At 72.1% G+C, this 13,303-nt stretch carries 11 protein-coding genes; 5 read left to right on the plus strand and 6 right to left on the minus strand.

What is annotated here, in order from left to right:
• Positions 1-659: 659 nt before the first annotated feature.
• Positions 660-2,426, plus strand: a complete 1,767-nt coding sequence (locus ACLBYG_RS17315) for a monovalent cation:proton antiporter-2 (CPA2) family protein (RefSeq protein ID WP_447682201.1) — start codon at positions 660-662, stop codon at positions 2,424-2,426.
• A 375-nt stretch (positions 2,427-2,801) separates the two neighbouring features.
• On the plus strand, positions 2,802-5,186 hold the full coding sequence (locus ACLBYG_RS17320) for a type IA DNA topoisomerase (RefSeq protein ID WP_447682202.1): 2,385 nt from the start codon (positions 2,802-2,804) through the stop codon (positions 5,184-5,186).
• A gap of 94 nt (positions 5,187-5,280) precedes the next feature.
• Here ACLBYG_RS17320 and ACLBYG_RS17325 read toward each other — a convergent pair whose 3' ends face one another.
• Positions 5,281-5,643 carry a DUF4186 domain-containing protein gene (locus tag ACLBYG_RS17325; protein ID WP_042669993.1) on the minus strand — a complete coding sequence of 121 codons (363 nt, stop codon included), beginning with the start codon at positions 5,641-5,643 and terminating at the stop codon, positions 5,281-5,283.
• Between the two features lie 66 nt (positions 5,644-5,709).
• Between ACLBYG_RS17325 and ACLBYG_RS17330 the strand changes: the two genes are divergently transcribed.
• Positions 5,710-6,465: a DUF72 domain-containing protein gene (locus tag ACLBYG_RS17330; RefSeq protein WP_132368780.1), complete on the plus strand. Its 756-nt coding sequence runs from the start codon at positions 5,710-5,712 to the stop codon at positions 6,463-6,465.
• A gap of 193 nt (positions 6,466-6,658) precedes the next feature.
• Here ACLBYG_RS17330 and ACLBYG_RS17335 read toward each other — a convergent pair whose 3' ends face one another.
• Positions 6,659-7,855, minus strand: a complete 1,197-nt coding sequence (locus ACLBYG_RS17335) for an FAD-dependent monooxygenase (RefSeq protein WP_447682203.1) — start codon at positions 7,853-7,855, stop codon at positions 6,659-6,661.
• A gap of 515 nt (positions 7,856-8,370) precedes the next feature.
• Here ACLBYG_RS17335 and ACLBYG_RS17340 point away from each other — a divergent pair.
• The gene (locus tag ACLBYG_RS17340) at positions 8,371-8,955 is read left to right on the plus strand and encodes a hypothetical protein (RefSeq protein ID WP_447682204.1); all 585 of its coding nucleotides are present in this window, start codon (positions 8,371-8,373) and stop codon (positions 8,953-8,955) included.
• Positions 8,956-9,084: 129 nt separating this feature from the next.
• Positions 9,085-9,378: a hypothetical protein gene (locus ACLBYG_RS17345; RefSeq protein ID WP_020094403.1), complete on the plus strand. Its 294-nt coding sequence runs from the start codon at positions 9,085-9,087 to the stop codon at positions 9,376-9,378.
• Between the two features lie 95 nt (positions 9,379-9,473).
• On the opposite strand, the gene ACLBYG_RS17350 is transcribed toward ACLBYG_RS17345, so the two are convergent.
• The 4 genes from ACLBYG_RS17350 to ACLBYG_RS17365 form a co-directional block, all read right to left on the minus strand.
• Entirely contained in the window at positions 9,474-9,824 is a 351-nt protein-coding gene (locus ACLBYG_RS17350) for a hypothetical protein (protein WP_447682205.1), read from the minus strand.
• 469 nt (positions 9,825-10,293) lie between these two features.
• Positions 10,294-10,518, minus strand: coding sequence for a hypothetical protein (locus tag ACLBYG_RS17355; RefSeq protein WP_447682206.1), 225 nt, complete (start codon positions 10,516-10,518; stop codon positions 10,294-10,296).
• Positions 10,519-10,831: 313 nt separating this feature from the next.
• Positions 10,832-11,344, minus strand: a complete 513-nt coding sequence (locus ACLBYG_RS17360; RefSeq protein WP_447682207.1) for a hypothetical protein — start codon at positions 11,342-11,344, stop codon at positions 10,832-10,834.
• Between the two features lie 59 nt (positions 11,345-11,403).
• Positions 11,404-13,233 carry a glycoside hydrolase family 15 protein gene (locus ACLBYG_RS17365; RefSeq protein ID WP_447682208.1) on the minus strand — a complete coding sequence of 610 codons (1,830 nt, stop codon included), beginning with the start codon at positions 13,231-13,233 and terminating at the stop codon, positions 11,404-11,406.
• Between the last annotated feature and the right edge of the window lie 70 nt (positions 13,234-13,303).

Below are 13,303 nucleotides of genomic sequence, written 5' to 3' on the forward strand. Positions count from 1 at the left end.
AAGCTGATCACAACTACTTGACAGAGGCTCACAATCATCCCGGCATCACTGCCCGGATGTGTGAGCTTCCGAAGCGTTAGACAGCTCGCTTCTCTCGTTGATCCGGCTCTCGCCGGACCCGCAAGGACAAGCGCCGTCCACGCTTCTCTTTCCCGTATTCACTTGTCAAAGAACGGCGCCTGTTTACACAAGTGCCATTTGAAGATCAACAAAAAACTACTCGGCGATCGCCGACCGTTGCTTGCAGTCTTCAGTGGAAGTCCGTCCGAGCGGCCCGCCCTCGCCGGGCACCGCGTCGGGAGGCGCCGTATAGGGCGCCAGAAATCGGCTGTCAATCGCCCCTCTTCGTCGACCGCCGGACGCTGACGGGCGCGGTCGTCCGCGTGTGCGGACACCGCTCCCGGATCCGGCAGAGCCCCCGCGCGCAGAGACCCGTCGCCGCGCCAGCCTCTCAGCACACCCCTCCGTGATCCGGACGAGGGGCCTCGCTCCGGATCGCGCGTCAGAGCAGGCCGCACGATGAGCGCTCATGGAAACGATCCGTTTCGATAGTTTCCATTTCTGATTGCGCTTGCTTCGCTCAAGATGGATCCGTCGGCGCGACGTCGGGGCCCTGCACGGGCCGCGGGGCGCCAGTGCACCCACGGAAGGACCCCGCCATGGCTGTCGAAGCATCCGGTGCCGCGAGCGAACTCGTTCAGGTCGTCTCCCTCCTGGCGGCCGGCGTCATCGCCGTCCCGCTGTTCAAGCGGCTCGGCCTCGGATCGGTCCTCGGCTATCTCCTGGCAGGACTGGCGATCGGGCCCTTCGGGCTCGGCCTGTTCACGGACGCTCACGCCATCCTCCACGTGGCGGAGCTCGGCGTCGTGATGTTCCTCTTCATCATCGGGCTAGAGATGGAGCCGTCCCGGCTGTGGGGCATGCGCCGCGCGATCTTCGGGCTCGGCCTCGCCCAGGTGGGCGCCTGCATCGCCGCCCTCACCCTGGTCGGACTCGCCCTCGGCTTCTCGATCACCGTCGCCTTCGTGGCCGGGACCGGCTTCGTGCTGACCTCGACCGCGATCGTCATGCAGCTCCTGGAGGAGCGCGGCGCGCTCTCGACGCCGAAGGGTCAGCGCATCGTGGCGATCCTGCTGCTGGAGGATCTCGCCATCGTGCCGCTCCTCGCCGCCGTCGCGCTTCTGGCGCCGGGCGGGAGCGCCGCGAGCGCGACGGAGCGCGCGGTCACGGTCGCCATCGCCCTGCTCTCGGTCTGCGCGCTCGTCGCCGCGGGGCGCTGGCTGCTCAACCCGCTGTTCCGCCTCCTCGCCGCCGCCAAGGCGCGCGAAGTCATGACGGCCGCGGCCCTCCTCGTCGTGCTCGGCTCGGCCCTCGCGATGCAGCTCGGCGGCCTCTCGATGGCGATGGGCGCCTTCCTGGCCGGCGTCCTGCTCTCGGAGTCGAGCTTCCGCCACCAGCTGGAGGCCGATGTCGAGCCGTTCCGCGGCATCCTGCTCGGCCTGTTCTTCCTCGGGGTCGGGATGTCCCTCGACCTGACGGTGATCGCCGCGAATGCCGGCCTGATCCTGGCGGGCGTCGCCGCCTACATGACCGTGAAGGGCCTGCTCATCTCCGGCGTGGCCCGGGTGCTGCGCGCCTCGCACGCCGAGTCGCTGGAACGCGCCGCCCTGATGGCGCAGGGCGGCGAGTTCGCCTTCGTGCTGTACGCGGCCGCCGCGAGCGCGGGTATCATCGACGGCACGACCAACGCCGTCCTGACAGCCACCATCATCCTGTCGATGGCGATCACGCCGCTGATGGTCGTCGCCTTCGATCGTCTCGGTCCCAAGGCCGTCCCGTCCATCGACGGCGTCGAGGCGCCCGAGGACCTCGTGGGCAGCGCCCTGATCGTCGGGTTCGGCCGCTTCGGCCAGATCGCCAGTCAGCCGCTCATCGCGCAGGGCTGCTCGGTCTCGATCATCGACACGAACCCGAGCAACATCCGTCTCGCCGAGGGATTCGGCTTCAAGGTCTATTACGGTGACGGCACCCGCCTCGACATTCTGCACGCGGCCGGCGCCGCGACGGCGCGGGCGATCCTGATCTGCGTCGACGACACCGCGATGGCCAGACGCGTCGCGGAGATCGCCAAGGCGGAGTTCCCCCTGGTGCCCGTGCTGGCGCGCGCCCGGGATCGCGAACACGCGGTCGAGCTGATCCAGGCGGGCGTGGCCTACCAGATCCGCGAGACGGTCGAGTCGGCTCTGCTCCTCGGCGAGCAGGCGCTCCTGACGACCGGAGCCGAACCGGAAGCGGCCAGCGCGATCCTGGCGGAGGTCCGGCGCCGCGATGCGGAGCGTCTCGATCTGCAGGTCGTGGGCGGCATCTACGCGGGTCGGGACCTCATTCACGGCAACAAGCCCGGCTCGGCGCACGCGGCCGGCTAGGCCAGCGACCGGGCCTCGGTGCCGTGCCCGCTGAAGGCGCGCCGGTCTCGGCAGGCACAGGGGGCGGCCAACCCGTAGAACGCGAGCGCGTGCCCGGAGCCTTCGGAGGACGGTGCGCGGGTCGACGGCGACGCGCCAGCCACAGGCGGGAATCCGGCCACGGAGGCATTCCGGGTCGCCGCCGCGGGCGAGCCCGGAGCACAGGTACAAGCGCCGCTCCAGCATCGCGGCGCCGGCCGGTGTGCCTGGGGAGGGCGACACGCCGCCGGCTTCCCCACGGCTTCCCGTCTCGCGGCGCCAGTTGCATCCCGAGCCCGCCTGGAACAAAATGTGAACCCTGGGTCAGGCGCGGCGACAGCCCGAGCGGTCAGCGACATGTCATCTCCGAGCTCCGGTCGCACGCTGTTCTTCTTCGAGAAGCCCTCGGCGATGCGCCAGTTGCAGCGCTTCTTCCGCTCGCCGAGCACGGTCTGCGTGGCCGCCGAGGGACATCTGCTGTCGGCCGAGGAGCCGGGCAGCATCCGGCCCGAGTGGAAGCCCTGGCGCTTCGACCTCCTCCCGATCGTCCTTCCCACGATCCCGGTCGGCTACGGCACGAACCGGTCCGGGCAGTCGCACGCACCGAAGATCGCCGCGATCCGGCAAGCGCTGAGCGGCGTGGACCGCGTGATCATCGCCACGGATCCGGGTCGCGAGGGCTCGATGATCGCGTGGGAAGTGCTCGAGCATCTCGGCTGGAACGGCCGGGTCGACCGGCTCAAGCTCGGCGCGCTCGACGAGGTCTCGATCCGACGCGCCTTCGCGGCCATGGCCAAGGATCCCGCCTCGGGCGAGCGCGACTACGCCGCCTATCTCGAGGCGCTCTGCCGGCAGTACGAGGACTATCATCTCGGCCTGAACGGCACGCGGGCGATCTCGCTGCGCCTGCGCCCGCCCGCCTTCCGGGAGCCCTGGCGCTTCGGCGGCGTCCAGACGCCGACCCTCGCCATCCTGGCGGACCTGGAGGAGCGGATCCGGTCCTTCGTGCCGCAGGACTTCTTCAAGGTCGCGCTGCACCTTAGGACCCATGCAGGCGCGGAGATCACCCTCTGGCACGCCCCGAAGGAGCGGATCCTCGATGCGGCGGTCGCTGAGACGATCCGGTCCGCCGCGGCGACGTGGTCGGGCCCTCTGGCGGTCGCGCACAGGGATGTCCGGCGCGCGCCGCCCCGGCTGTTCTCGAAGGACACCCTGGCGCGACGCTGCGCCAAGCGGTTCGGCTGGGACCCGCAGCACACGGCCGGCATCGCTCAGGACCTCTACGATCAGGGGTACCTCAGCTACCCGCGCACGGAGTCGGAGCACCTGCCCGAGGGCCAGGCCGGCGATCCCGCCGCGATCATCGCGGCCGTCACGACCGTCCTGACCGACCTGAGCACAGTCGTTCCGCGCGACGCTGCGCCGCTGATCCGTCGCGGCCTGAAGGGCCACTACGTCGCGGATCCGGGCGAGCACCACGCCATCGTGCCCCTGCGCAAGGCGCCCGAGCGCGGCCGTCTCAGCACCGATCAGTTCCGCTTGTGGGAACTCGTGGCGAAGGCCTATCTCGCCGCGCACCTGCCCGACGGGGTCGACGCGCGCACGAGCGTCACGGCGGATGTCGCGACACCGCTGGGCGTGAGGCGGTTCGCCGTCTCCGGCAGCGTCGTGCGCGCCCCGGGTTGGCGCGCGCTCTACGGCAGCGAGGCCGAGCTCGAAACGGATGCCGTGCCCGGCAAGACCAAGCGCGAGGCGGAAGCCACCGCCACCCGCCTGCCGCTCGTGACCGACGGCGAGGGCGCCTCCGCCGCGACGGCGGAGATCGCCACCGCGAAGACCGAGCCGCCGCGGCGGATCACCCGAGGCGAATTGCCGGTGGTGATGGGCCGGCTGATCGACCAAGTGGACGATCCGGCCGCCAAGCGCGCCCTGGAAAACCCCGCCAACCCGAACGAGCCGAAGGGTCTGGGCACGGCCGCGACGCGCGACACGATCCTGCCCAAGCTCCTGAAGAGCCGCTACATCACGCTGTCTACCGGCAAGGATCCGGCCATCGAGGTCACCGAAGTCGGCCTGACCTTCGTCCGCGCGGTGCGCAGCGTGTTCCCGGCCTACGGAGATCCGGTCGGGCGCGCCATGTTCGAGGCGGAGCTCGCCGAGATCGGCCGGGCGGTGACGCGCGCCGAGGCGGTCGCGCGCGCGACCGCCTTCCGCCAGCGCACCCGCGCCCGCCTCGACGACCTGATCGCAGCGATCGCGCAGGCGCCGACCGTCAGCCTCGATCCGAGCCTGATCCCGGCCGGTCAGGGCGACCAGCGGCCGCCGACGCCGGCCATGGTGGCGTTCGCCGTGAGCCTATCCGAGCGGAAGGGCGTGACGCTGCCGCGTGGCTGCAGGAGCAGCATCAGCGTCTGCCGGGCGTTCCTCGACACCCATGCCGGGCCGCGTGCCGGGCAGGAGGACGACGCCGGCCGCGCAGACGGCCAGCGGAGCCCGAGCGCGGCGATGGTCGGCTACGCGCGCAGCCTCGCCCAGCAGCGCGGCATCCCGTGCCCGCCGGACGCGGAGACGGACTTCGACGCGTGCCGGCGCTTCCTCGACGCACACGCCGCGCAGCCGCGGCAGGGAAGGGACGAGGCGAGTTCCGGAGGGGCGAAGGCCAAGCGGCCCGCGGAGCGGGAGAAGCGGCGGGGCCGTGTGGCCCGGACGCCGCGACCGGCAGCGGCACGCCGCCGGGCCTGAAGCGCCCCGGCGGGAGTGACCGGATCGCGGCGTTCGTCCGCGACGCCGACTTTGCCCCGTCTCGGCGGCGCCGGCCGCCCGCCTGGCGCGCGCCTCAGGCGGCCTCGGGGTCCTCGGAGCGCAGCCAGCGCGCGATCGCGGCGACCACGTGGGCCTGCTCGACGGCGGTCAATGCCCGGCCGGCGGGGATCGCGTGCCACTTGGCCAGGCAACCGCGGCAGCAGGTTGCCGTCGCGTGCTGCGCCGTGAAGACGGGATGACCGCGAAAGGGCGTCTGCTTGCCGTCGTTCCTCGGCTCGGCAGACGCGAGGCGTCGCCGCACGAAGTCCCGCGCGTGGTCCAAGACCGTCGGGAGCCCCTTCTCTCGCAGGTAGACCCGATCGGCGATCGCCAGCCGGAAGCGTCGCCGGAACGCGGATTGCGGGAGACGGTCGAACACCTCGTCGAGCGCTCGCATGCGCGCAGATCCCGGTCTACCGATCGCCGGTCGGGCCGGCATGGCTTCGGCCCCGAGCGGTATTCCATGCATCCATCAGACGCCATCGCCGTCGGAACCGCGGGCTGGAGCCTGCCCAAGGCCTACGCGCCGCAGTTCCCAGAGGCGGGCAGCCATCTGGAGCGGTACGGACAGCGCTTTTCCGCGGTCGAGATCAACACCGCCTTCTATCGGCCCCATCGGGCGACGACCTACGCGAGATGGGCTGCGGCGGTGCCGGACGGGTTCCGCTTCGCCGTGAAGGTGCCGCGATCGATCACGCACGAGCGGCGCCTCATCGGCGTGGATGAGCCCCTCGCGCGCTTCCTCGGGGAGGTCACGGGCCTCGGGACAAAACTCGGGCCGCTGCTGCTCCAGCTCCCACCGAGTCTGGCCTTCGACAGCCCGTCCGCGGCGACCTTCCTATCGGGATTCCGGCGGCGCTTCCCGGGCGACATCGTCTGCGAGCCGCGCCACGCCACGTGGTTCACAGAAGATGTCGACCGCCTGCTCGTCGGCCTCGCGATCGCCCGTGTCGCGGCCGACCCCGCGCCGGTCCGGAACGCCGGCATGCCCGGTGGCTGGCCGGACCTCGTCTACTATCGGCTCCACGGCTCGCCGCGCATGTACTACTCGGCGTACGAACCGCGCGTCCTGTCCCGGATGGCCGAGCGCCTCGGAGCGCACAAGGCCCTCGGCCGACGCGCGTGGTGCATCTTCGACAACACCGCGGAGTTCGCCGCGATCGGTGATGCCCTCGACATGCTCGCGCGCGTCGAGACCCGACAGGGATCCGATTCATGAAACAACAGACATTGATCTCACAATTCTAGGGAGGACTTTCCCCCGCCGGCACAGCCGGTCTTGTCGGGAGAGGCGGCCCCGACAACGGACGCCGTCGTTCCTGAGCCAAGGTCAGACCCCGCAGTGAACCGAGCCGTGGCGATCCGAGCGCTCGATGTGGAACCGGCCGGAGCGTGTGTGCCGAGGAGCCGATTCAGGCCGATCGACCGACGTAAGCGGAGACATCGGGCTCCTCGGAGCGCCCATCGAACAGCTTCGCGGTGACGCGGCGAACGGCGGGCCTGCTCGCGACGTTCAGGGCCGCGTGAAGGAGACGGATGCCGATCCGCGTGCGCGGGTTCATGAGCTTCGGCGCGAGCTTCGGGACACCCTGCGCCCTCTCGACATACGGGCGCATGACCCGCTCGTAAGCCGCGAAAGCCGCCGCGACCGTGTCGGTGCGCGCCAGCTCACCGGCCAGCACGCAGGCGCCGGTGACGGCCAGCGTCGTGCCGATGCCCGCGAGGGGCGTCGCGCACCAGGCCGCGTCGCCTGTGAGCACGACGCGGCCGGACGACCAGCGCTTCATCCTCACCTGGCGCAGGACGTCGAGGTAGAAATCGTCCGTCGCGTCCAGGCCCGCCACGACGCGCCCGGCCTGCCACCCGGCACCGGCGAACCGCGCCCGCAGGAACGCCTTCTGGCGAGCGATATCCCAGTCCTGCTCGCCGCCGGGCGGCTGACGGAGCGTCAGCATCGCGCGCGTCGTGCCGTGCCGGTCCGGCCGCAGCGAGATGCTGCGGCCGCCCGTGGCGTTGAACCAGCGCCACATCCGGTCGTCGTCGGGGATTCTGGGAATCGTGAAGTACGCGATGGTCAGACCCATCCAGCGCGGCGCGTTCTCTCCGGGAAAGACGAGCTCGCGGGTCGATGAGCCGACACCTTCCGCCACGACCACCGCGTCGTAGCGTTCCGTCTCGCCGCCCGCGAAGGTGACGGCGACCGCGTCCCCGTCCTCCGCGAGGCGGGCCACAAGGTCGCCGAAGCGATAGTGGGCCCGCTCCCGGGCCGGCTCGTAGAGAAGGCGCGCCAAGTCGCCGCGCAGGATCTCCATCTCGGCGGTCGGCCCATCACCCTCGGCCCCGGCGACGTCGAACCGCGCGGCGACCCGTCCCCGGCCGTCGATCCAGGCCGTCCCCTCCTCGCCGGTGCCGCTGGCGAGGGCGGCCCGTTCCAGACCCATCCGGCGCAGCACCGTGCGACCGACGCCGCGCACATCGACGTTCTGCCCGCCGTCCCGAAAGGCGGGCGCGCGCTCGACGACGGTCACGTCGAAGCCGCTGCGGCCGAGCCACCAGGCCACCGTATTGCCGGCGATGCTGGCGCCGGTGATCAGGATGCGACGCGCCATATGGAAACCACTCCCGAAGACCCAACAGCGCCCGGCGCAGCGGGTTGCCGGAGACGAGCGCGGCTGTTCGCGGCGGGACGCTCCCGTCTCGGCGGTGCCGGCGGTGGGATCGCCACCCGGCCGTGCAGCGCCGCGGAGGCGCACCCGCTCCGACCCGCGGCGGCGCCGATCCCCTCGACAGGTCTCGCCGCGTGCCCAACATGAGCGCGACGATCGTGCCGATCGTCCCGCGCGGGACGCGCGCGGAACTCGGTCTGGTCTGCTCAAGGCTGACGTGAGACCGGCGCAGGCAGGGATTTCAGGGCATGACAGGGGGACACGGAAGGTCCATCGGTGGTCCGGGCACTGGCGCGCGGTCGGGTGACGCCGGTGCGGAGACGCGCGGATCCGCTGCTCCGGCCCGCCACGCCGTCGCGCGGGCCGATGGCGGCCTCCCCGGTGATGGCCGCGCGCCCTGCGAAAGCCGGAGAGACCGGACCCGGCGAACACGGCGCGTCGGCGCGCTCTGCGCCCTGATGATCGCGGCGCCGACGGCGACGCGCGCCGAGCCGGTGGCGGCGCTTCTCCGGGACTGGACCACGGCCAACGGCCTCTGCCGCGGCGGCTCCGGCGACGATCCGCGCACGCAGGCGGCCTGCGAGCGGCGCGACGGCCTCGATCGCCGGCTCGCAGCCGCGGGCTGGTGCTACGGACGCCCGGCCGACACCGGCGCCCAGAGAACCTGGCAGCCCTGCGGCGACGGCACGCGACAGCCCGCACAGGCCGGGACGGAGACCCCGCAGGGCGCGGCGCGGCGCGCCCTGCTCGATGTCGCCCGGGGCCCTGCGGAGGCCGGGCGGGGACAGCCGGTGCAGTTCGTCGTGCACGCCCTGAACCAAGTCGGCCCCTGGGCCTTCCTCTTCGCGCGGATGCAGCGGCCCGATGGCCGCCCCCTCCCTCGCGCCGCGGACGATCTGGACTCGAACGACTACGCCGCGCTGCTGCGCCAGGACGGAAACGGCTGGCGGGTCGTCGACTTCGCCGTGGGACCGACCGACGTCGCGTGGGAAGGCTGGGACCGGCGCTACGGGGCGCCGGCCTCCGTCTTTGCGGTCCGCTGAGGTTCGTCCCCGCCGCATGAACGGAGAGACGCCCACGCGCCGACGCCTTCGGCTCTTCGCGGTCCGGCCGATCCGGGCTGCTGTCCCGGCGCCGGTGTCGGCTCCCGCCACGACCCGGGAGGCCCGGGCATGATGGCCGCGCGGCGCTGGCTAAGCGCGACGGGGCTCGCGCTGCTTCCGACGACTTCCCAGGCCGCCCTGCCGCCGTCCTGGCAACGCGTGCGTGAAGTCCAGGCCGTCGCGGAGGCGGCCGCGCGGGTGCTGGGATCGCGTCCGATCGATGCAGTCGAGCGCGTCGACGGGGAGCGCTACCGCGTCCGGGCGGGTGACTGTCGGGTCACGGTCCGCGTCGTCGTCCGCCCCCGAGCACAGCCGGGACCGCAGGCCTTCGACGCGATACCGGACGCTCCGGACTGCCCCTAGAGCTGCCACGGGCTTCATCCCTGCGCCGCGGCGTCGAGCGCCAGAGAGGCCTCGGAGAGGTCGCGGCCGCGCACCCGCGGCGCGACGCGCGCCCATCAGACAGGCCAGCCCGGCGAGCCGGCGTGCATCGCACCGATCACGGCGAGCAGACCGAGCAGAACCATGAGCACGGAGTAGTACTGCATCGGGATCCAGAACAGGGTGTGGCGCGGGTGCAGGATCACCGTCTGTCCCGTGCGCGGGTCGAGCAGTTCGCGGCCCGGCCGGCCGTTCAGCCGGGTGCCGAGCCACCAGTTGAAGCCGGCCGCCACCACCCACACCAGGATGACGCCCGTGGGCGTCGGGACGCCCAGGCGGGCGAGCGCCGGATCGAGCAGCACGCTGCCGATCAGGCCCGCCGCCGCGATCAGCGCCGTCAGCATTCCCCAGCCGGACCAGATGATCATTCCCGGACATCCCCTGTCTTGGCGAACGGTCCCGCCTCGCGGGACGCGGTTCCTCCGGCAGGCGCCGGCACGATGTTGCAATGGGCGGCCCAGTCGCGTTTTCGCCGGGTCGCGGGGCTGATCCGACGCCGAGACTGGTATCGACCGGCATCCCGCGCGGCCCGTCGGTCGCCCTCCCGGCCGCGATAGCCGCGGTGCAGATCGGCGGTCATCAGGGTCCGGGCGCGGGTCGGGTCGACGGCGAGGCTCATGCGATCGGCGGATCAACTCACGTCAGGCATCGTCGCGGGCGACACCTCGCACGGCCCGGTCCAGCCGGCAAGCTGACCCGTGACCGAGGGGCAAGATCACCGGAACGGCTGCACAGCCGTCTAGACGTTCATCGACGACCCTCTCGTCGCCGCTGACCAGATCCGTCGACGACCGGAGCGTCGGCGGCCCTGCCTCGCAATGCGCGAATACCGCTGATCTACTTGGAGCCGGACAATCCGAAGAGGATCGCCGCGCTCGCGACAAGGAGCGGCGCCCAGAAATGGACCAGGCCGCCGCCGCTCCAGACCGAGAAGGTCTCCCGGCACCCGGTCGTGTTCATCGCACATCCCAGGGGGACGAAGTACATGAACCACACGAAGGTCGCGATCACGAGAAGTGTCCCGAAAATCAGCGCCGCGCCCCGCATCGACAACATCCTCATGCGCGCACCAGTCGGTGCACGCTCCGCTTCGGCCCGGGGCCACGATCGGATCCCACCCTGCCAGGACCGACGTCTCCTGTCGCTCCATGACGGGCGCGTCCGCGAGGTTCGCGTGAGAGCCGCGACAGGGACCTCGCGGGATCCGCGCCGGCGCGCACCGCGAGGCGGAGGCCCGCGCCCGTGACCGGCCGCGGCCGGAAGAGAGGCGCGCCGCGGATCCGGCCCGTCCGCTACTGGTGAGATGCCGCGGAGGCCGACGCCGGTGTGCAAGGGCCGAGCCCGGAGCGCCCGCGGCGGCCGTCCGGGTCTGGCGCTACCGCGGACCGCCGCCGCGCCGCCGCGCGATCTCGTGTCCCGCGCTGTCGAGGGCGCCCGACGGCGCGAGGCCGTCGTTCGGAACGGCCTGCATGCCATCGTGCGCGGTGCGCGAGGTCGGTCGCGCGAGACCGTGATCGCCGGCGGCCTGCTTCATCGCCAGCGCCCTGCGGGAGCTCGTGACCAGGCGACCGCGCGCCCGGGCGTTCCGCCTGCGCTCGCTCTCCTTGCTGGCGCGCTTCACCGCTGCTGCCAGCACCGCGGCCTTCCGGCGGGTCCCGGTATTGTCGGTCGCGGCGCGCGCCCCGGACGGGGCGGCCTTGCCGCGCAGCTCGCGGCGCTGCCGGCGGGAGATATCCCGCGCACGGTCGCGGCTTGCCCGAAGACGCGCGACCAGTTCCGCCAAGCCGCCGTCATCGACCTCACCGAGCCTGGGATGATGCGAGCGCGCGACGAGATCGGCCTCGTCTACGCTCAGGAGACGGGCTTCGTGACGGCTCGATCGGGACATGGGCACTCCTGTGCTGAATGAGGGGTGGCGACAGCGGACGGGCGGATGGCGGGCGGCGATCAGTCGGGGCCGCCCAGGGTCGGTGTCCGGCGCAGCGCCGTCTCGCGCAGGGACCGGTCGGCGTAGGTGCCCTGCACCGCCGCGCGACCGCCGTGGTCGAACAGGTCGAGCATCAGGGCGCTGTGGATGAAGCCGAGATGGCTGAAGGCCTGGGGGAAATTTCCCAGGAAAGCGCCGTCCGGCGCGACCTCCTCGGCGTAGAGGCCGACGTCGTTCTGGAGGGCGCGCAGGGCGTTGAAGCGCAGCCGCGCCTCCGCGTCCCGGCCGAGCCAGAGCAGCGCGTCGACCAGCCAGAAGGCGCAGAGCAGGAAGGTGCCCTCGTGGCCGGGCAGGCCGTCGTCGTTCCGGTAGCGGTAGACGAGGTGGCCGTGCCCGAGGCGCTCGATGACGACGTCCACGGTCCGGGCGAAGGCGGCCTCGTCGACCGGGAAGCCGACCAGGGGCGCCATCAGCAGGGCGGCGTCGACGTCGTCACCGCCGAGATATTGCGGGTAGTAGCCGTCCCGGTGGATCCCCGGGCCGTTCACGCAGGCGACGATGCGGTCGCGCTCCCGGCACCACGTCTCGCGCGGGCCGAACAGGCGGATCGCCCGGTCCAGGGCGACCCAGTTCATGATCGCCGCGTGGAGGTAGCGCTGTTCGGGCTTGCGCGGCTCCCAGAGACCGGCGTCGGGGCGGTGCCAGTGCGCGGCGGAGAGGTCGGCCAGCCGGGCGCCGTGCCCGAGCATCGCCTCCGGGAGCGTGCCGCCCAGGCGTGTGTAGAGGTAGAGCAGGTCGAGCACCTGCCCGTACGCGTCGGCCTGATGCTGCTCGGCGGCCTCGTTGCCGGCCCGCACCGGCGCGCTGCCCCGCCAGCCCTCGAAATGCGCGATCGTGGTCTCGGCGAGGTCGGCCTCGCCCGAGACGCTGTAGAGCGGCCGCAGCCGCCCCTCCGCCCGCGCGCAGAGGTCGGACACGAACCCGAAGAAGGCCTCGGCTTCGCGCAGCATGCCGAACTTCTTCAGGACGTAGAAGGACAGGCACGCGTCGCGGATCCAGCAGAACCGGTAATCCCAGTTGCGGATCCCCCCGATCTCCTCGGGGAGGGAGGTCGTGGCCGCCGCGACCATCGCGCCGGTGGGCGCGTATGTCAGCGCCTTGAGCACGAGCGCCGACCGGATCAGCTCATCGGCGAGCGGTCCCGTGTAGGCGGCGTCCTGCGTCCACAGCACCCAAGCCTTGCGCGTCCGCTCCATCAGGGCGCGCGCGTCCGGCGGGGCGTCCGGCAGGGCATCGCCGTAGAGGCTGAAGCTCCGCGCCTGCCCGCCCTCGAGGACGAACCGCGCGGCGGCCCCGGCGCCGTCCCGCACGAGTTCGACATCCGCGACGAGGCCCGGGCATCCCGGTGCCGTCACCCGGCCGCCCGCGATCTCCGGCGGCGCGAAGGACTCGGCGAAGCCCGCCAGCGGCCGGTAGACGACCACCATCGGGACACGGCCCGACACGCCGCTGACGAGCCGGACCAGGAGCGGCCGGTGCGGGCCGCCCTCCGGCCCGACCATGAAGTCGTGCAGGGTCACGAAGCCGTCCGGGGTGGTGAAGGTGGTCTCCAAGATGTTGCTGCGGCTCAGGTACTGCCGCGCCGTCTCGTACCGCCCCTCGGGTCGGATGGAGAAATGGCCGCCGCGCCGGCGGTCGAGCAGCCGGGAGAAGGCCGGGTCGGCGTCGAAGCGCTCCAGGCAGGCCCAGTCGATCGATCCGTCGCGGGCGACGAGCGCGCACCCCTCGCAGTTGCTCAGGAGGGCGTAGGCTTCGATCGGCTGATAGGGGCGCTCGCCCGCGTCGGTCATGAAGTCTCCTGGGTGTTGCGCTTCGACGCGCCGGCTGAGGTCGGGCGAGGGCGGGCGAGAACCGCGGTCC

It is taken from the genome of Methylobacterium sp. D53M (genome assembly GCF_053345625.1).